We start from the raw sequence: 17,953 nt of genomic DNA on the forward strand, positions 1-17,953 counted from the left end.
ACGCCGCGCCACCTTCCCCCAGGGGAAGGCTGGAGTGCCGGGCGCAGCGTCACACGACAGAGAGCTCAGGGCTCCTCTTCCAGCGGAACCGGGGCGGGCACCTTGTCCGGGGCGGTGCTGTCATAGGCACGGGAGAGCTCCTCCAGAGCCACGTCCTGGTCGGAGAGCAGGGCGGACACCTGCTCCAGGCACTTTCCCGCCTTGTCCAGCTGATCGGCGGCGTGGGAGATAGTGGCCTCCACCTCGGTGCGCAGGGCGTCGTACTCCCGGCCCACCCGGGTCATCCACTGCTCCATCTGCTGGCGCAGATGCCGGGCCTGGCTGTTGGCCTGGTCCAGCACCCCCTGGGCCCTGCGGTGGGCCTCCAGCTCCACCCCGGCGGAGCGGTCCTTCACCGCGGCGTAGGCAGCCGCGTCCGGCTCCAGCCGGGCCACCTGCTCCCGCAGCGCCTCCGCCTCCCGGCGGCTCTCCTCCAGGGCCTGCTGCGTCTGTCGGGCGGTCTGCTCCCGCTCGCCCAGTTGGGTGCGGAGGGCGGCCAGTTCGCTTTGACTGCGCTGCACGCTGCGCAGCAGTTCTTCCTTCTCCCCCTCCAGGGCCCGCTTCTGCTCCTCCAGCGCCTGCTTCTGGGCGCGGAGCTCGTCCCGCTCCCCTTCGGCCCGGCCGATGCTCTGCTCCAGCTCCTGGCGCTTCTGGGCATTCTCCCGGGCCAGGGTCTCCAAATAATCCAGCACATCCTGCCGGTTAAAGCCGCCGAAGACGGCGTTTCTGAACTGATGGTCCATGGGGCACCTCGTTTTCTCCGTCCCCGGACGGGAGCGGATGGTTTTGTCTGACTTTGTCTGATTCTATCACAGGCGGAGGAAAAACACAACCCTGGCCCTCTGTTTTGGAAAAAAGCCACTCCTCTCCTCCCCTTTTCTCCACAAAAACGGGGGAATTTCCCCTTCCTTTTCATTGACGGAGGGGGAGGCGGATGATATACTATTATAGTTTTATTTTGAAGTGATCTTATCCAGAGAGGTGTGTGCCTGTTATGTGGGTTTCCGACCGGTGGACGGACTATGAGCTCATCGACTGCGGCCGTGGGGAGAAGCTGGAGCGCTGGGGGGACCAGCTGCTGGTGCGGCCAGACCCCCAGGCCATCTGGAACACGCCCCGGACCCATCGGGGCTGGAAGCATCCCCACGGGCGGTATGCCCGCTCCTCCTCCGGCGGGGGGCAGTGGGAGAAGAAGGACATGCCGGAGCGCTGGACCATCCGCTACGGCGGCCTCACCTTCAACATCAAGCCCATGAATTTCAAGCACACCGGCCTCTTCCCGGAGCAGGCGGCCAACTGGGACTTTGCCCAAGAGCAGATCCGGCGGGCGGGACGGCCCATCCGGGTGCTCAATCTGTTCGCCTACACCGGCGGAGCCACGGTGGCCTGCGCCGCCGCCGGGGCCAGCGTGTGCCATGTAGACGCCGCCCGGGGCATGGTGTCCTGGGCCCGGGAGAATGCCAGGAGCTCTGGACTGGAGGACGCTCCTATCCGCTGGATCGTGGATGACTGCGCCAAATTCGTGGAACGTGAGATCCGCCGGGGCCGGCAGTACGATGCCATTATCATGGACCCCCCCAGCTACGGACGGGGCCCCACCGGCGAGGTGTGGCGGCTGGAGGAGAACCTCTACCCCTTTGTGGAGCTGGTGCGGGGGGTGCTGTCCGACCAGCCCCTGTTTGTGATCCTCAACTCCTATACCACCGGTCTGGCCCCCAGCGTAGTCACCTATATCCTGGAGACCCTGCTCTCCCGGAAATTCGGCGGCCGCACCGACAGCCAGGAGCTGGGCCTCCCCGTCACCGAGAGCGGCCTGGTCCTCCCCTGCGGCGCCACCGGGCGCTGGATCAGATCTTGACCAGTTAGGAGTTATGGGCGCGGCCGTTTACTGCCGCCCTCTCCAGCTCCCGAAAAAAATTCTCAATTGCCAACTTCTCATTCCTGACTCAAAACAAGGGGTGTTTTGATTGAAAGACGCGATCATCCGCGCGGAAGCTCTCCGCTTCTCCTACACCTCCGCCGAGGGCGTCGCCCCCGTTGTGCTGGACGGGGTGGACCTGTCCATCCAGGAGGGCACTTTTGTGGCTGTTCTGGGCCACAACGGCAGCGGCAAATCCACCCTCGCCAAGCACATGAACGCCATCCTCCTGCCCAGCGGCGGCAAAGTGTATGTGGATGGCATCGACACTGTGGATGAGGACCGCCTGCTGGACATCCGGCGCACGGTGGGCATGGTGTTCCAGAACCCGGACAACCAGATCGTCGCCAACGTGGTGGAGGAGGATGTAGCCTTCGCACCGGAGAACCTGGGGGTCCCCCCCGCCGAGATCCGGGAGCGGGTGGACGACGCCCTGCGTGCGGTGGGGATGTATGAGTTCCGGGAGCACGCTCCCCATCTCCTCTCCGGCGGTCAGAAGCAGCGGGTGGCCATCGCCGGGGTCATCGCCATGCAGCCCCGGTGCATTGTGCTGGACGAGCCCACCGCCATGCTGGACCCCATCGGCCGCTCCGAGGTGCTGCGCACCATCCGGGATCTGAACCGGAAGAAGGGGGTCACCGTGGTCCTGATCACCCACCACATGGATGAGGCCGCCCAGGCCGACCGGCTGGTGGTCATGACCAAGGGCAGGGTCATTGCCGACGGCCCCCCGCGGCAGGTGTTCCAGGACGTGGAGGGCCTGCGCTCCGTGGGGCTCACTGTCCCTGACACCACTCAGCTGCTGTGGGAACTGCGGCAGGAGGGGCTGGACGTCCCCCTGGACGCCCTCAGCGACGAGGAGTGCGCCCAGGCTCTCTGTCAGCTGCTGAACGCTGCATCAAAGAAAGGAAGCCAGCCATGAACAGTACAGAGAGAAGCACCCGGGTCTTTGCGGGCATCGCCGCATTTCTGGTGGTCTTTTCTGCCCCCAGGCTGCTGCTGGAGATGTTTGATGACAGCTTTCCCACGGTACTGCTGGGACTGACCGCTCTGGCCGCCGCGTGGGCGGTCGTGTGTCTGGTCTCCCTCCGGCAGCGGGTCAAGCGGCTGGAGATGCAGGCCCGCCATCTCCAGGCCCAGCTGGATGATCTGGCAAAACAGACCGGCGTCCTGCCGTAACTGTGATATTTTCGGGCGCGACCCCGCGGGGCGTGCACCACTTCACTGAAAAAGGATGGAACACAACGGATGGAAGCAATTCTGGAGACCAAAAAGCTCTCCCACATTTACAGCGCCGGCACCCCCTTCGAGCGGGGGGCGCTGCTGGAAGTGGACTTCACCGCCTACGCCGGGGAATACCTGGGCATCATCGGCCACACCGGCTCGGGCAAGTCCACCCTGATCCAGCATCTCAACGGCCTGCTCAAGCCCACCTCCGGCCAGGTGCTCTTCCAGGGGGAGGACATCTGGGCGGATGCCAAGCGCACTCGTCAGACCCGGTTCCAGGTGGGGCTGGTGTTCCAATACCCGGAGTACCAGCTCTTTGAGGAGACCGTCTACAAGGACATCTCCTTCGGCCCGAAAAACATGGGGCTGGACGAGGGGGAGGTGGACCGCCGGGTGCGGGAGGCCGCCCGCTTCGTGGGACTGCGGGACGACCAGCTGGAAAAGTCCCCCTTTGAGCTCTCCGGCGGCCAGAAGCGGCGGGTGGCCATCGCGGGGGTCATCGCCATGGAGCCCAGGGTGCTCATTCTGGACGAGCCCACCGCCGGGCTGGACCCGGTGGGAGTGGAGTCCATCCTGGGCAACATCCGGGACTATCACCAGTCCAACAATGCCACCATCATCCTGGTCTCCCACTCCATGGAGGAGGTGGCCCGCACGGTGGACCGGCTGGTGGTGGTCAACGACGGCCGCATCCCCTTTCAGGGCCCGCCCCGGGAGGTGTTCCGCCACGGTGCGGAACTGGAGCGCATGGGGCTGGGCGTGCCCCAGATGACCCGGGTGTTCAGCCGCCTGCGGGCCATGGGCGTGGACATCGACGCCTCCGTCTACACCATCCCCCAGGCCAAGGAGACCATTCTGCGCAGGCTTCGGGAAAAGGGGGTGGAGTAAATGGCTTTGAAGGATATCACGCTGGGGCAGTACTTCCCCGGCAATTCCATCGTCCACCGCCTGGACCCCCGCACCAAGCTGATCGCGGTGGTGCTGTATATCGTGGCCCTGTTCCTGGCCAAGTCCTTTGTCACTTACGGCATCATGTTCCTGCTGCTGGCCGTGTCCATCGCCGTCTCCAAGGTGCCGGTGAAGTCCATTTTCCGGGGCATGAAGCCGGTGGTGTTCATCGTCATCTTCACCGCCATCCTCAACCTGTTCTACACGCCGGGGGACACGGTGCTGGTCCGCTTCTGGATCTTCACCATCACGCTGGAGGGCGTGTTCAACGCCTTCTTCATGGTGGTCCGCATCCTGATGCTCATTGCCGGCACCTTCCTGCTGACCTACACCACCTCCCCCATCCTGCTCACCGACGGGCTGGAGAACCTGCTGGGCCCGCTGAAAAAGATCCATGTGCCGGTCCATGAGCTGGCCATGATGATGTCCATCGCCCTGCGCTTCATCCCCCTGCTGATCGAGGAGACGGACAAGATCATGTCCGCCCAGCGGGCCAGGGGGGCGGATTTTGAGTCGGGCAACCTGATCCAGCGGGCCAAGGCGCTGGTCCCCCTGCTTGTCCCCCTGTTCATCTCCGCCTTCCGCCGGGCAGACGAGCTGGCCATCGCCATGGAGTGCCGCTGCTACCACGGCGGCGAGGGGCGCACCCGCCTGCGCCAGCTGAAATACCGGCGCAATGACGCGGCCGTCATCCTGCTCTTCCTGGTCCTCACGGCGGGGGTGGGGGTGCTGGGCCGCTTCGGGCTGTAAGCCCTCACTCCTCCAGCATCAGCCCGGCGGCCAGCTCCCGCCGCAGCCCCAGCCCGAAGAGGTAGCAGGCGTCGAGCTGCTGGGCCATATAGTCGTTCAGCTTCTCCTCAAATTCGTTATAGAGGTCATACCCCAGACGGTCCGCCACCTGCCGGGCGATCTGGAGATATTCCCGCTCCGCCCTGACATAATCGGGGACGCCGTTGCAAAATTCGTAAATTTCATTTGACAAAAGCGGATTATCCTGAAATACTGCGTATAACAGCGTATTCATGGTTCATTCCTCCCTCACATTTTACACGGTATAATCGTGTTTATTATAGCACGGTTTTACCGCGTGTCAACTATGTATTTAGGAGTTATTATGGAGAATTTTTCTGCCCGCCTGAGACTTCTTCGGAAAGAACGCGGCTTGAAGCAGCGGGAAATGGCGGAGATCTGTGGTTTGAAGCTGCGCAGCTATCAGGACTATGAGTATCAGGTGTCTTACCCTTCCGCACTGGGCCTGGTGGCCCTGGCGGACTTCTTCGGCGTCAGTCTGGACTATCTCATGGGCCGCACCGACAAGCGGGAGATCAACCGCTGACCGCCCCCGAAAAAGACAAGATCCGCCCCCCTTTGGTGATAAAATGGAACGAAACATTGCTTTAAAACTGATGTATGTGGGCACCGCCTACCACGGCTGGCAGGTCCAGAAAAACGCCGTCACCGTGGCCGAGACGCTGGAGCGGGCCCTGTCCACCGTGGTGTGCCACCCGGTCAAATGCACCGGCGCCGGGCGCACCGACGCCGGCGTCCACGCCCAGGTCTATGTGGCCAACTTCCGCACCACCTCCACCATCCCCTGCGACCGCCTGCCCCTGGCGGTCAACACCCGCCTGCCCGACGACATCGTGGTGGTCCGGGCCGTCCAGGTGCCCATGGAATTCAACGCCATCGGCTCCTGCCGGAAAAAGGAATACACCTACCGCATTTATAACTCCCGCCTGGGCAACGCTTTCTATGTGGACCGGGCCTGGTTCTACCCCAAGCATCTGGACGAGTCGGTGATGCAGCGGGCCGCCAGCCAGTTCGTGGGCACCCACGACTTTCGGGCGGTGCGCTCCGTGGGCACCGAGACCCGCACCACCGTGCGCACCGTCCACTACTTCCATGTGGAGCGGAAGGGGGAGCTGATCGAGTGCCGGGTGTGCGCCGACGGCTTCCTCTACAACATGGTCCGGGCCATGGTGGGCACTGTGGTCTATGCCGCCGAGGGCAAGCTGGCCCCGGAGGACATCCCCGCCATCCTGGACTCGGGCAACCGCACCCTCGCCGGCCCCACCGTCCCACCCGGCGGGCTGTATATGACCAGGCTGTGGTATGACGAGGACGTTGTGTAAGGGGGCCTGGCGCCCCCTCCCGCCCCGGGGAGAGAGGTAACATGAAGGATCAGACAACAAAGCAGGCATCCGCCTCCCAAAAACCGAATATTCTGGTCCGGCTGCTGGCTCTGCTGGTCACCGCCGCTTTGGCCCTGGGAGCCCTGACCCTGGTGGTCTACCGGGACCAGTTCAACCTGGACGCGGTGAAGCGCTGGCTCGCCCTGCGCTCTGTGGAGACCGACGCCTCCGGCGCCGCCGCCCCCTTCACCCACGCGGGCGGGGACAGCATCTCCTTCGCCTATCTGAAGGGGGGCATCCTTCAGTGCTCCGCCGCCGGCGCCCACTACTACTCCTTCTCCGGCGACCAGTACGCTGAGGAGGTCACCCCCCTCAGCCAGCCCGTCCTGTCCGCCTCCTCCTCCGCAGGCGTGGTCTATGACGCCGGCGGAGAGAGCCTGTTTCTCTTTCAGGATGGTCAGGAGGCCTTTTCCCTGGACGTGGACGGCACCCTCCTCTCCGCCCGGGTCAACGACAGCGGCTGGCTGGCTGTTACCGCCCAGCAGAGCGGCTATAAGGGCTCGGTCACGGTGTACAACGTCAACAGCACCAGCCGGAAGGAGATCATCCAGCTGAACTTTTCCAGTGTGTTCGTGGCCGACGCCGCTGTCTCTCCGGACAGCAAGACGGTGGCCGTGATCACCATCGGGCAGGAGAACGGCTCCTTTTTCAGTCAGCTCCTCCTCTATCCGGTGGACAGCAGTGAGCCCTCCGCCACCCTCTCCCTGGGCAACCTGGCGGTGCTGGACCTGGACTATGAGGCGGAGCAGCTGTGGGTTCTGGGGGAGGACCGCCTGCTCTCGGTGGCCGCCGACGGCTCCGATTATGAGACCTACTCCTTTGGCCGCAGCTACCTCAAGGGCTGCCACCTGGGCGGGGACGGCTTCGCAGTGCTCCTGCTGGGCCGCTACCAGGCCGGCGGTGCCGAGCAGGTGCTCACCATCGACCCCCAGTGCCAGCTCATCGCCCAGGCCCCCCTCCGGGGGCAGGTGCTCTCCTTCTCCGCCGCCGGGCGCTACCTGTCCCTGCTCACCGGCAGCGGCCTGGAGATCTACACCCGGGACATGTCCCTCTACCGCGCCCTGGAGGACACCCAGGACGCCCGCTTCACCGCCCTCTCCCCCAACGGCAGCGCCCTGCTGGCCGACAGCCAGCAGGCCTGGCTCTATATCCCCTCCTGAGTTCCCTTTTCTCCTGATCCAAGCGAGGTATTTTGATGTCTTTTGTGATTTTTGATGTTGTCATCCTCATCCTGCTCCTCCTCACCGCCTGGAAGGGCTACCGCCGCGGCTTTGTGCTGACGCTGTGCTCCCTGCTGGCCGTCTTTGTGGCCTTCATCGGTGCCACCGTCATCTCCAGCCAGCTGGCCCGGCCCATGAGCCGCCTGATCCAGCCCGCTCTGGAACGGAGCATCACTCAGGTGCTGGAGGAACAGACCCATGCGGTGCTCCCCCCGCCTGAGACCTCCGAGGCCTCTCAGCCCCCCGCCCTTTCGGACGCCTTCAGCGGGGAAGAGGGCCAGGAAGGCGAGGAGGACTGGCTCGCCCAGCTCCCCCTGGACGAGGTCCTGGACGCCCTTCAGGCCTCCAGCCTGTACCAGCACTTTATCCAGCCCATCCAGGATGCCATCCAGGATGGGGTGATGGAGGTCACTACCTCCGCCGCCCGGGCGGTGGCGGATTATCTGGCCCTGGAGCTGACCCGGATGTTCCTCTTCCTGGTCTCCTTTGCCCTGGTCCTGCTTCTCTGGCTGCTGCTGAGCCGGGTGCTGGACCTGGCCTGCAAGCTGCCTGTCCTGTCCACCCTGAACCACTGGAGCGGCGCCGCCCTCGGGCTGGTGAAGGGGGGACTGATCGTGTTCATCCTCTGCTGGCTCCTGAGGGGCTCCCTGATCTCCCAGGAGGCGGTGGAGGGGACGGTGCTCCTCCGCTTTTTCTGCACCCACACCCCTCTCTCCCTGCTGGCGCCCCTGCTCTTTCGTTGAGTTTCTCTCTGTGTTCCCAGCCTTTTCTTGCGAATTCACGACAAGTTCACATTTCGGGGTTATCCTGTCTTTGTTCCAAAAAATTTCTCTCTCCCGGAAGGAGTGTTTGCATAGATGCAGCCCACCATGTGCAGCCGCTGCCACAAGCATGTGGCGGTGGTCTTTATCACCAAATTGGAAGGCGGCCAGTCCAAAAATGAGGGACTGTGCCTCAAGTGCGCCAAGGAGCTGGGCATCAAGCCCATCGACGACATGATCCAGAAGATGGGCATCACCGACGAGGACCTGGAAAACCTCACCAGTGAGATGATGTCCGCCTTCGGCGGGGCCGAGGGGATGGAGGGACTGATGCCCCAGGACCGGGAGGACGGGGACGAGGACGACGGACGCACCGCCACCTTCCCCTTCCTGAACCAGCTTTTCGGCGCCGGCGCCGCCGGCGGGGACGCCGAGCCCAAGAAGGACGCCGCCCCCCGGCCGGACAAGAACGGCGGCAAGGGGCAGGAGCGCCCCGTGAAGCGGAAGTTTCTGGAGAACTACTGCATCTCCCTGACCCAGCGCGCCCAGGAGGGCAAGCTGGACCGGCTCATCGGCCGGGAGCGGGAGCTGGAGCGGGTCATCCAGATCCTCAACCGCCGCCAGAAGAACAACCCCTGTCTCATCGGCGAGCCCGGCGTGGGCAAGACCGCCATCGCCGAGGGGCTGGCCATGAAGATCGCCAAGGGCGACGTGCCCTATAAGCTGCTGGACAAGGAGGTCTATCTGCTGGACCTCACCGCCCTGGTGGCGGGCACCCAGTTCCGCGGCCAGTTCGAGAGCCGGATGAAGGGCCTCATTGAGGAGATCAAAAAGCTGGGCAATATCATCCTTGTCATCGACGAGGTCCACAACATCGTGGGCGCCGGCGATGCCGAGGGCTCCATGAACGCCGCCAATATCCTCAAGCCCGCCCTGAGCCGGGGGGAGCTCCAGGTCATCGGCGCCACCACCCTCAATGAGTACCGCAAGCACATTGAGAAGGACACCGCCCTGGAACGGCGCTTCCAGCCCGTCATCGTGGAGGAGCCCTCCATCGAGGACAGCGTGCAGATCATCGAGGGCATTGCCCCCTACTACGAGGCCTACCACCAGGTAGTCATCTCCCCTGAGATGTGCCGCCTGGCCGTCACCATGAGCGAGCGGTATATCACCGACCGCTATCTGCCCGACAAGGCCATCGACCTCATCGACGAGGCCTGCTCCAATGTGAACCTGGAGAACCGCACTCTGGCCCGCCGGGCCGAGGTGGATAAGGAGCTGGCCGACCTGGACAAGGAGAAAGAGGTCATGATGGCCGCCGCCACCGAGGAGTCCTATGCCCGGCTTGCCGCCATCCGCAGCCAGGAGCTTCGGCTGGAGCAGGAGAAGGGACAGCTGGACGCCGCCCCCACCCCCGCCCTGACGGTGGAGCATCTGGCCAACGTCATCGAGCTGTGGACCAAGATCCCCGCCAGCCAGATCCAGGAACGTGAGTACCAGCGCCTGGCCCGGCTGGAGGAGCGGCTGAAGCAGCACATCATCGGTCAGGATGAGGCGGTCCACGCCGTCTCCTCCGCCATCCGGCGGGGCCGTGTGGGCATCAGCCCCAAGCGCAAGCCGGTGTCCTTCATCTTTGTGGGCTCCACCGGCGTGGGCAAGACCGAGCTGGTGAAGCAGCTGGCCCACGACCTGTTCAACACGCCGGAGTCCCTGATCCGGCTGGACATGTCGGAGTTCATGGAGAAGCACGCGGTCTCCCGCATCATCGGCTCCCCCCCGGGGTATGTGGGCTATGACGAGGCGGGCCAGCTGACAGAGAAGATCCGCCGCAAGCCCTACTCCGTCATTCTCTTCGATGAGATCGAGAAGGCCCACCCCGACGTGCTCAACATCCTGCTCCAGATCCTGGATGACGGCCGGATCACCGACGCCCACGGCCGGACGGTGAACTTTGAAAATACAGTCATCGTCATGACCTCCAACGCCGGCAGCAACACCAAATCGGGCTCTGTGGGCTTCGCCCGCACCGCCAATGAACAGGGCAGGGAGCGGGCCATGAAGGCCCTTCAGGAGTTCCTGCGGCCCGAGTTCATCAACCGGGTAGACGAGATCGTCTACTTCAACCAGCTCACAGAGGACAACTTCAAGGCCATCGCCGCCCTGATGCTCCAGGAGCTCCAGGACTCCCTGGCCGAGAAGGGCATCGTCTTCACCTGGCAGGACAGCCTGCTGGACTATCTGGTGGAAAAGTCCTATTCCGCCGCCTACGGCGCCCGCAACCTGCGCCGCCTGATCCAGAAGGAGCTGGAGGATGCCATCGCCTCCCGCATCATCGACAGCTGGCAGCACCCGGTCGCCCGGCTGGATGCCTCCTCCGACGGCGAGCAGCTGGTCCTGTCCGCCCTGTAAAGATCCCCAAGTCCTTTTGCGTCCCTCTGGCGGCGCTGCCGCCGCCATCTTTCTCCCCAAGAGCGTGTGGGCACAAAAAGGGGCCCGGAACGACATCAAAAAACGCCCGGCAGTCTGTGACTGCCGGGCGTTTTTTGTTTTCAGGACCGCGCTCAGCCCTTGGCGATGGCGGCGGTATCCATAGCGATCATAAGCTCCTCATTGGTGGGGATCAGCAGCACCTTCACCTTGGAGTCGGCGGCGGAGATGACGGTCTCCTTCCCCCGGACACTGTTGGCCTCGGCGTCCATCTTGACCCCCATGAACTCCAGGTCGGAAGCGATGGCCAGGCGCTGGGAGGCGGAGTTCTCGCCCACGCCGGCGGTGAAGATGATGGCATCCACGCCGCCCATGGCGGCGGCATATGCGCCAATGTACTTCTTCACCCCGTAGTTGAACATATCCACCGCCAGGCCAGCCCGCTCGTTGCCTTCCTTGTGGGCGTTCTCCAGGTCACGGAAGTCGGAGGACACGCCGGACACGCCCTGCACGCCGGACTTCTTGTTCAGGATAGACACCATCTCCTTGATGTCATAGCCGTACTTGCCCATGATATACTCCAGGATGCCGGCGTCCAGGTCGCCGGAGCGGGTGCCCATGGGGAGTCCGGCCAGAGGGGTGAAGCCCATGGTGGTGTCCACGCTCTTGCCCCCATCGATAGCGGTGACGGAGGAGCCATTGCCCAGGTGGCAGGAGATCAGCTTGAGCTCCTCGATGGGCTTGCCCAGCATGGCGGCGGCGCGGCCGGCTACGTACTTGTGGCTGGTGCCGTGGAAGCCGTAGCGGCGGACCTTGTCCTTCTCATAGTACTCGTAGGGCAGCGCGTACATGTAAGCCTTGGCGGGCATGGTCTGGTGGAAGGCGGTGTCGAACACGGCCACCTGAGGCACGTCCTTGCCCATGACGGCGGTGCAGGCGTTGATGCCGGTGATGTTGGCGGGATTGTGGAGAGGCGCCAGGGGGATGCAGTCCTCCAGAGCCTTCATCACCTCGTCGGTGATGAGGACAGACTGGTTGAAAGCCTCGCCGCCGTGGACCACCCGGTGACCCACCGCGTCGATCTCCTTCATGGAGCCGATCACGCCGTTGTCCTTGTCCACCAGGGCGTCCAGCACAGCCTGGATGGCCTCAGAGTGGGTGGGCATGGCAATGTCGATAGCGTCCAGCACCTGCTTGCCCTCCATCTGGGGCTTATAGGTGAACTTGCCGTCGATGCCGATGCGCTCGCAAAGGCCCTTGGCCAGCACCTGCTGGGTCTCGGGGTTGAGCAGCTGATACTTCAGGGAGGAGCTGCCGGCGTTGATGACCAGAATATTCATGGGAAACGATCTCCTTTTCACAGTTTTTGTTGCCTATCTGGGCGGAATGTACTAAACTGTATCTGTACCTGATGGAATCATTCTACTGCTTTTTCCCCTGGAGGACAACCATTTTTTTGGATTTCATCATACATTTTTTCAAGCATCTCCATACAGACATCCTATCAGACAGGGGGCGTTCCGTTTGAAAACTGCCGGTATCGTAGCCGAATACAATCCCTTCCACACTGGCCACGCCTATCAGATCGCCCGCACCCGGGGGCTCCTGGGTGCGGACTGCGCCGTCGTCGCTGTCATGAGCGGCAACTGGGTCCAGCGGGGCGCCTGCGCCGCAGCGGACAAGTGGACCCGGGCGGGCTGGGCCCTGGCCGGGGGGGCGGACCTGGTGCTGGAGCTGCCCACAGTGTGGGCGGCCTCCGCCGCCGAGTCCTTTGCTACGGGCGCCGTCGCCCTGCTCCGGGCCTGCGGCGTGGTGGACGTCCTCTCCTTCGGCAGCGAGAGCGGGGACCCGGCCGCCCTGGCCGCGGCGGCCGCCTGCCTGGACAGCGAGGCATACCGGGCGGGCCTGAGCCGCTTTCTGGACGAAGGGATGCCCTTCGCCGCCTGCCGCCAGGCTGTGGTGGCGGCCCTGCTGGGATCGGAGCGGGCGAAGGTCCTCTCCCGTCCCAATGACAACCTGGGGGTGGAGTACCTGCGGGCCGCCTCCGCCCTGGGCTGGTCCCCCCAGGTGCTGGCGGTCCCCCGCCAGGGAGCGGGCCACGACGCCCCGCGCCCCGCGGAGGGCTTCGCCTCCGCCTCCATCCTCCGGGAGTGGATTGCCGCCGGCCGGCGGGACCTGGCAGACTGTTTCCTGCCCGCCCCCTGGCCGGAGGAGCTGGAGCCCGCCTCCCTGTCCCACCTGGAGCGTGCCCTCCTGGCCCGTGTCCGCTCTCTGTCCCAGGCGGAGTGGGCCCTCCTCCCGGACTCCGGTGTGGAGGAGGGGCTTCCTGCCCGGCTCGTCCAGGCGGGAAGCAGGGCCCTGTCTGTGGAGGAATTTCTCACCCTGGCCAAGACCAAGCGGTACTCCCACGCCCGCCTGCGCCGTCTCCTGCTGTGGGCCTTCCTGGGCCTGACCGCCGCCGACCGCCCGGCTGCCCCGCCCTACCTCCGGGTTCTGGGCTTCACCCCACGGGGGCAGGAGCTCCTGCGGGCCATGAAGGGAGCGGCCTCCCTCCCCATCCTCACCAAGCCGGCCCACGCCCGGTCCCTGGACGGGCCGGGCCGCAGACTCTTCCAGCTGGAGGCCCGCTGCACCGACCTGTACGGCCTGTGTTTCTCCACTCCCCGCCCCGGCGGACTGGAGTGGACCACCGGCCCCGTCCTGATCTGACCCGTCCCAGGAGGTCCCATGGAAACCAAGGAAAAAACCACCCGCCGCCTGCGTCCGCTCCTACCCCTGCTCCCCCCTGTCCTGCTCTCTCTTCTCTTCTACCTGTTTCGGGGCCGTCAGGCCCTGATGGACGGCTGGGTCATCCATGTCATGGCACCGGCGGAGCAGCTTCTGGGCCGCCTGTCTGCCCCGCTTCCCTTCTCCCTGGCGGAGGTGCTGGTCACGGTCTTTCTCACCGCCTGCGCTCTCTGCCTCATCCGCGGCACGGTGCTGGCCGTCCGGCTCCACGCTCCGCATGAGCTGGGCCGGCGGCTGGTCTGCCTGCTCTGTGCCCTGCTTTGGGTATGGACCGGCTACTGCTGGCTTTGGTCTGCGGGCTACTACTCCGCCTCCTTCGCAGAAAAGAGCGGTCTGGAGACCCGGCCCTACACCGTGTCCACCCTGGCCCAGGTCACGCTGTACTTTGCCTGCCAGGCCGCAGACCTCTCCACCCAGATGGTCCGAGACAGCGAGGGCCACTTCGCTGAGGATCTGGACGACTGTTTCCGCCGGGGAGTCTCCGTCTATGAGGAGCTGGAGCAGAAGCTCCCCTGTCTGGCTATGCCCTCCGTGCCCTGCAAGCCCATGTTCTTCTCCCGGCTGCAGAGCATGATGGGCTTCACCGGCGTCTACTTCCCTTTCACCGGCGAGGCCAATGTCAACGTGGACGCTCCCGCCTGCCTGGTGCCGGCCACCATCGCCCACGAGATGTCCCACCAGCGGATGGTCTTCTCCGAGCTGGAGGCCAATTTTGTGGGCATCGCCGCGGCGGTGTCCTGCGGCGATCCGGTGTTCCAGTACTCCGGATGGCTGATGGGCCTGATCCAGCTGTGCAACGCCCTCTACGCCGTCTCCCCGGATCTGTGGTATCAGATCGCGGCGGCCTCCTTTACACCGGAGCTGTCCACCGATTGGGAGGACAACAACGCCTATTGGCGTGCTCTGGAGTCCCCCGTGGAGGAGGCCGCTGCCCAGACCTTTGACACCTTTCTGAAGAGCAACGGCCAAGATCTGGGCATCCAGTCCTACGGTGCCTGCGTGGACCTGCTGGTGACCTGGTTCGGCGACGAAGCCGGCGCCTTCTGAGCCCTGACGGGCGGAGTGTTCTTCTCCCTTCTGCCGGGGCAAAAAGAGACTTTCCCCGCTATCCGTTTACAAATCCCCGCCATCGCGCTATAATAATATGATTCGATCCACTCTGATGAAATTTGAGGTATCCCATGAAACGACCCATTTTATCCATGCTCCTGTCCGTCCTGCTCCTGCTTCCCGGCTGCACCCAGGCCCCCTCGGGCTCCTCCCAGGAGGAGGGGCTGACCGTCCTGGCCACCACCTATCCGGTCTATCTCTTCGCCCGGACCGTTGCCCAGGGCGTGGAGGGCGTCACCGTGGAGCGGCTGAACACCGGCTCTGTGAGCTGCCTCCACGACTATACCCTGTCGGTGGACGACATGAAAAAGATCGAGGGTGCGGATGTCATCGCCATGAACGGCGCCGGGCTGGAGGACTTTATGGATGACGCCCTGGCCGCCTCCAGCGCGGCGGTCATCGACTGCTCTCAGGGGGTGGCGCTGCTTGAAAACGCGGACCACATCCACGAGGAGGGAGACGGTGGCCACGACCACGGCCACTGGGACCCCCACTACTGGATGGACCCGGGAAACGCCGCCGTCATGGTGCGCAATCTCCAGGAGGGCTTCGCCCTGGCGGACCCGGACCACGGAGACGCCTACGCCCGCAATGGGGAGGAGGCCGCCGGCCAGCTGCCCAGCTTTGCCGGCGACTGCACCCAGGCCCTGGAGGGGGCAGAAGGCGCGGCCCTCATCACCTTCCACGACGGCTTCCGCTACTTTGCCCAGGCACTGGGCCTGCCCCTGCTGGCCTCCATCGAGGAGGAGGAGGGCAGCGAGGCCAGCGCCATGGAGATCAATGAGATCACCCAGCTGGTGAAGGAGCACCAGCTGCCCGTCATCTTCACCGAGGTCAACGGCTCCGACGCCACCGCCAACGCCATCTCCCGGGAAACCGGCTGTCAGGTGGCCCAGCTCACCATGCTCATGGACGGCCCGGAGGAGGGGGACCTGTCCACCTATCTGGAAGGCGTGCGGAGCAACGTGAACACCATCGTATCCTTCTTCGGGGGAGAGGAGTTGGATCAGCTGTGAGAAAGATCAAGCACGGCAGGCTGGCCGGGGGCTGCTCCGACGCCTGCTGCCTGAAGCTGGAGGGCCTGTCGGTCCACATCCAAGGGGAGGACATCCTGGAGGATGTGTCCTTCCACCTCCACTGCGGGGAGATCGCCGCCCTCATCGGCCCCAACGGGGCGGGCAAGTCCTCCCTGTTCCGCAGCATCCTGGGGCAGATGCCATACTCCGGCACCATCACCTTCTCCCCTGCCGGCGGGCCTGCCGTCCGGCTGTCCGACGGGGCCAACGCTCCCCTCGCCGCCCGGGGGACCCGCCCCCTCATCGGCTATGTGCCCCAGTCCCCCAGCTTTGACCGGGGGGACCCGGTGAGCGTACTGGACTTCTTCGCCGCCGCCGTCACCCGCTGGCCTGTCTGCCTGCCCGTGCCCAGGCGCCACCGGGAGCTGGTGGCCCGCTGTCTGGCCCGAGTCCATGGGGAGGACCTGCTGGACAAGCCCATGGGAGGCCTGTCCGGCGGCCAGCTCCAGCGGGTGCTTCTGGCCATGGCCCTGGAGCCGCTACCCCATATTTTGATCCTGGACGAGCCCCTGTCCGGTGTGGATATCGAGGGGGAGCACCAGCTGCTGGAGATGCTGGATGAGATCCGCACCAGCTATGACCTGTCCATCTTCCTGTCCACCCACGACTTCGCCACCCTGGGCCAGTTCGCCGACAAGGTTATCCTCCTCAACCGCCGGGTGCTCAAGTCAGGCCCGCCGGACGAGGTGCTCTCCTCCCCGGAATTTTATGAGACCTTCCACCTGCGGGTGGGGAAAGGGGGACAGGCATGATGGAGCTCTGGTACGCACTGGTGGACCTGCTGCCCTTTGAGTGGGCCCAGCCCGGTTCCATGTACTTCATGAAAAACGCCCTGCTGGCGGTGCTAGTCATCTCCCCTCTGTTCGGCATCCTGTCCACCATGGTGGTCCACAGCCGGATGTCCTTTTTCTCCGACGCCCTGGGCCACTCCGCCTTCACCGGCATGGCCATCGGTGCCCTTTGCGGCTTCTCCGAGCCCACCTGGGCCGCCGTCCTCTTCTCCCTGGTCTTTGCCCTGCTTTTCAACTTTGTCCGCCGCCGCACCCGGCTGGCCAGCGACACGGTCATCGGCGTCTTCTCCTCCACTGCGGTGGCACTGGGCATCTTCATCTCCACCCTGGGCAGCCGCTCCTTTACCAAATTCAACAGTCTGCTCATCGGCGACATCCTCTCGGTGGAGCCCGGCAAGATCGGCCTGCTGGCCCTGATCCTGCTGCTGGTCCTGGCCCTGTGGGGTCTGTCCTTCAACCACCTGATGCTCTCCGCGGTCCATCCTGCCCTGGCGGACAGCCGCGGGGTCCGCGTCTTCTGGCAGGAGGCCCTGTTCTCCGCCGCCATCGCCGTGGTGGTCACGGTGTCCATGACCTGGGTGGGCCTGCTGGTCATCAACTCCCTCCTGGTCCTCCCCGCCGCCGCGGCACGGAACATCTCCCGGAACATGTTCCAATACCACCTGTGCTCCCTGCTCTTCGCGGTGGGCGCCGGGATCGCCGGGCTGATGACCTCCTACTACATCGGTTCCTCCGCCGGCGCCTCCATCACCCTGTATCTGGCCGGCATCTTTCTGGTCACCTTCCTGCTGCGAAAGCGGGGATGAACTCCCAAGAGAAAAGCGCCGTCCGGCATCTGTTTAGATGCCGGGCGGCGCTTCTGCGCTCCTCTATGGCAATTCAGCGGAGCCTAGATCCCCGCCGCTCCTCCCACAGCTGCAGCAGCTTCCAGGCCGCCCAGCCGCAGAACAGGCCTACCAGTGCCCCTGCGATCACATCGCTGGGGTAGTGGACCCCCACATACAGGCGGGACAGGCCCATGCACACCGCCAGCACCAGCCCGGTCCACCTCATCCATCTCCTGGGCAGCGTCCGCCACCAGGCGGATGCTGCCGCAAAGGCAGCACAGGTATGCCCTGAGGGAAAGGAGTTGGGGTCCGGCTCCTGGATCAGCGGCACCAGCCCCGCCACATCCAGCCAGGGGCGGGGGCGGGCCACCAGATGCTTGAGGACCACGTTGGTACACAGCAGCCCCAGCACCATGGCCGCCAGGGCCGCCACCCCCGCTTTCCGGGTAGGCTTCCAGCACAGCATGGCTAGAGAGAGCACGATCCACATCAGGCCGGTGTTGCCCAGTGTAGTATATCCCTCCACGACGGGGTCCAACAGTCCCCGCAGGTTCTCCTGGATCCAGAGCAAGGCCCCTCCATCCAATGTCTGAAGCACGGATAACATGGAAAAACTTCCTGCCTTTCCTT

The 17,953-nt window shown here is 64.5% G+C and carries 19 protein-coding genes; 15 read left to right on the top strand and 4 right to left on the bottom strand.

Annotated features, from left to right (window positions below; translation table 11 throughout):
* Positions 1-65: 65 nt before the first annotated feature.
* Entirely contained in the window at positions 66-782 is a 717-nt protein-coding gene (locus L9O85_RS11980) for a hypothetical protein (RefSeq protein ID WP_276853275.1), read from the bottom strand.
* 251 nt (positions 783-1,033) lie between these two features.
* Here L9O85_RS11980 and L9O85_RS11985 point away from each other — a divergent pair, with 251 nt between their 5' ends.
* The 5 genes from L9O85_RS11985 to L9O85_RS12005 all read left to right on the top strand — a co-directional run bounded on the left by L9O85_RS11985 (position 1,034) and on the right by L9O85_RS12005 (position 4,882).
* Positions 1,034-1,897, top strand: a complete 864-nt coding sequence (locus L9O85_RS11985) for a class I SAM-dependent methyltransferase (RefSeq protein WP_277117629.1) — start codon at positions 1,034-1,036, stop codon at positions 1,895-1,897.
* Positions 1,898-2,006: 109 nt separating this feature from the next.
* Entirely contained in the window at positions 2,007-2,879 is an 873-nt protein-coding gene (locus tag L9O85_RS11990) for an energy-coupling factor transporter ATPase (protein WP_050623582.1), read from the top strand.
* A complete protein-coding gene (locus L9O85_RS11995) occupies positions 2,876-3,136 on the top strand; it encodes a hypothetical protein (RefSeq protein WP_050623581.1) in 261 nt (86 codons plus the stop codon). The genes L9O85_RS11990 and L9O85_RS11995 overlap by 4 nt, the downstream gene beginning before the upstream one ends.
* Before the next feature lie 69 nt (positions 3,137-3,205).
* Positions 3,206-4,072 carry an energy-coupling factor transporter ATPase gene (locus L9O85_RS12000; protein WP_050623580.1) on the top strand — a complete coding sequence of 289 codons (867 nt, stop codon included), beginning with the start codon at positions 3,206-3,208 and terminating at the stop codon, positions 4,070-4,072.
* Complete coding sequence (locus tag L9O85_RS12005) at positions 4,073-4,882, top strand: energy-coupling factor transporter transmembrane component T family protein (protein ID WP_276756679.1); 810 nt, start codon at positions 4,073-4,075, stop codon at positions 4,880-4,882.
* Positions 4,883-4,886: 4 nt separating this feature from the next.
* Here the strand turns inward: L9O85_RS12005 and L9O85_RS12010 are convergent, their stop codons facing one another.
* The gene (locus L9O85_RS12010; RefSeq protein WP_301578728.1) at positions 4,887-5,156 is read right to left on the bottom strand and encodes a hypothetical protein; all 270 of its coding nucleotides are present in this window, start codon (positions 5,154-5,156) and stop codon (positions 4,887-4,889) included.
* A 138-nt stretch (positions 5,157-5,294) separates the two neighbouring features.
* Between L9O85_RS12010 and L9O85_RS12015 the strand changes: the two genes are divergently transcribed.
* The 5 genes from L9O85_RS12015 (at position 5,295) to L9O85_RS12035 (ending at position 10,714) form a co-directional block, all read left to right on the top strand.
* Positions 5,295-5,468, top strand: a complete 174-nt coding sequence (locus L9O85_RS12015; protein WP_301578729.1) for a helix-turn-helix domain-containing protein — start codon at positions 5,295-5,297, stop codon at positions 5,466-5,468.
* Between the two features lie 43 nt (positions 5,469-5,511).
* Entirely contained in the window at positions 5,512-6,264 is a 753-nt protein-coding gene (gene truA, locus L9O85_RS12020; protein ID WP_301578730.1) for a tRNA pseudouridine(38-40) synthase TruA, read from the top strand.
* Positions 6,265-6,305: 41 nt separating this feature from the next.
* Complete coding sequence (locus tag L9O85_RS12025; RefSeq protein ID WP_108980634.1) at positions 6,306-7,484, top strand: DUF5711 family protein; 1,179 nt, start codon at positions 6,306-6,308, stop codon at positions 7,482-7,484.
* Between the two features lie 35 nt (positions 7,485-7,519).
* Positions 7,520-8,287 carry a CvpA family protein gene (locus L9O85_RS12030; RefSeq protein WP_050623573.1) on the top strand — a complete coding sequence of 256 codons (768 nt, stop codon included), beginning with the start codon at positions 7,520-7,522 and terminating at the stop codon, positions 8,285-8,287.
* 114 nt (positions 8,288-8,401) lie between these two features.
* Entirely contained in the window at positions 8,402-10,714 is a 2,313-nt protein-coding gene (locus L9O85_RS12035; RefSeq protein WP_301578732.1) for an ATP-dependent Clp protease ATP-binding subunit, read from the top strand.
* Between the two features lie 152 nt (positions 10,715-10,866).
* Here the strand turns inward: L9O85_RS12035 and L9O85_RS12040 are convergent, their stop codons facing one another.
* Positions 10,867-12,072: an acetate/propionate family kinase gene (locus L9O85_RS12040; protein ID WP_050623571.1), complete on the bottom strand. Its 1,206-nt coding sequence runs from the start codon at positions 12,070-12,072 to the stop codon at positions 10,867-10,869.
* A gap of 184 nt (positions 12,073-12,256) precedes the next feature.
* Here L9O85_RS12040 and L9O85_RS12045 point away from each other — a divergent pair, with 184 nt between their 5' ends.
* The 5 genes from L9O85_RS12045 (at position 12,257) to L9O85_RS12065 (ending at position 17,302) form a co-directional block, all read left to right on the top strand.
* Complete coding sequence (locus L9O85_RS12045) at positions 12,257-13,441, top strand: tRNA(Met) cytidine acetate ligase (RefSeq protein WP_301578733.1); 1,185 nt, start codon at positions 12,257-12,259, stop codon at positions 13,439-13,441.
* Between the two features lie 18 nt (positions 13,442-13,459).
* Entirely contained in the window at positions 13,460-14,566 is a 1,107-nt protein-coding gene (locus tag L9O85_RS12050) for a DUF3810 domain-containing protein (protein WP_108980632.1), read from the top strand.
* Between the two features lie 134 nt (positions 14,567-14,700).
* Positions 14,701-15,645, top strand: coding sequence for a metal ABC transporter substrate-binding protein (locus L9O85_RS12055; RefSeq protein WP_108980631.1), 945 nt, complete (start codon positions 14,701-14,703; stop codon positions 15,643-15,645).
* On the top strand, positions 15,642-16,457 hold the full coding sequence (locus L9O85_RS12060) for a metal ABC transporter ATP-binding protein (RefSeq protein ID WP_050623567.1): 816 nt from the start codon (positions 15,642-15,644) through the stop codon (positions 16,455-16,457). The genes L9O85_RS12055 and L9O85_RS12060 overlap by 4 nt, the downstream gene beginning before the upstream one ends.
* Positions 16,454-17,302: a metal ABC transporter permease gene (locus tag L9O85_RS12065; protein WP_202973708.1), complete on the top strand. Its 849-nt coding sequence runs from the start codon at positions 16,454-16,456 to the stop codon at positions 17,300-17,302. Before L9O85_RS12060 ends, L9O85_RS12065 begins: the two co-directional genes overlap by 4 nt.
* A gap of 73 nt (positions 17,303-17,375) precedes the next feature.
* Here the strand turns inward: L9O85_RS12065 and L9O85_RS12070 are convergent, their stop codons facing one another.
* Complete coding sequence (locus L9O85_RS12070) at positions 17,376-17,930, bottom strand: phosphatase PAP2 family protein (protein ID WP_276853487.1); 555 nt, start codon at positions 17,928-17,930, stop codon at positions 17,376-17,378.
* Positions 17,931-17,953 lie beyond the last annotated feature (23 nt).

This window comes from Lawsonibacter asaccharolyticus, assembly GCF_022453915.1.
Taxonomy (GTDB): Bacteria; Bacillota; Clostridia; order Oscillospirales; family Oscillospiraceae; genus Lawsonibacter; species Lawsonibacter asaccharolyticus.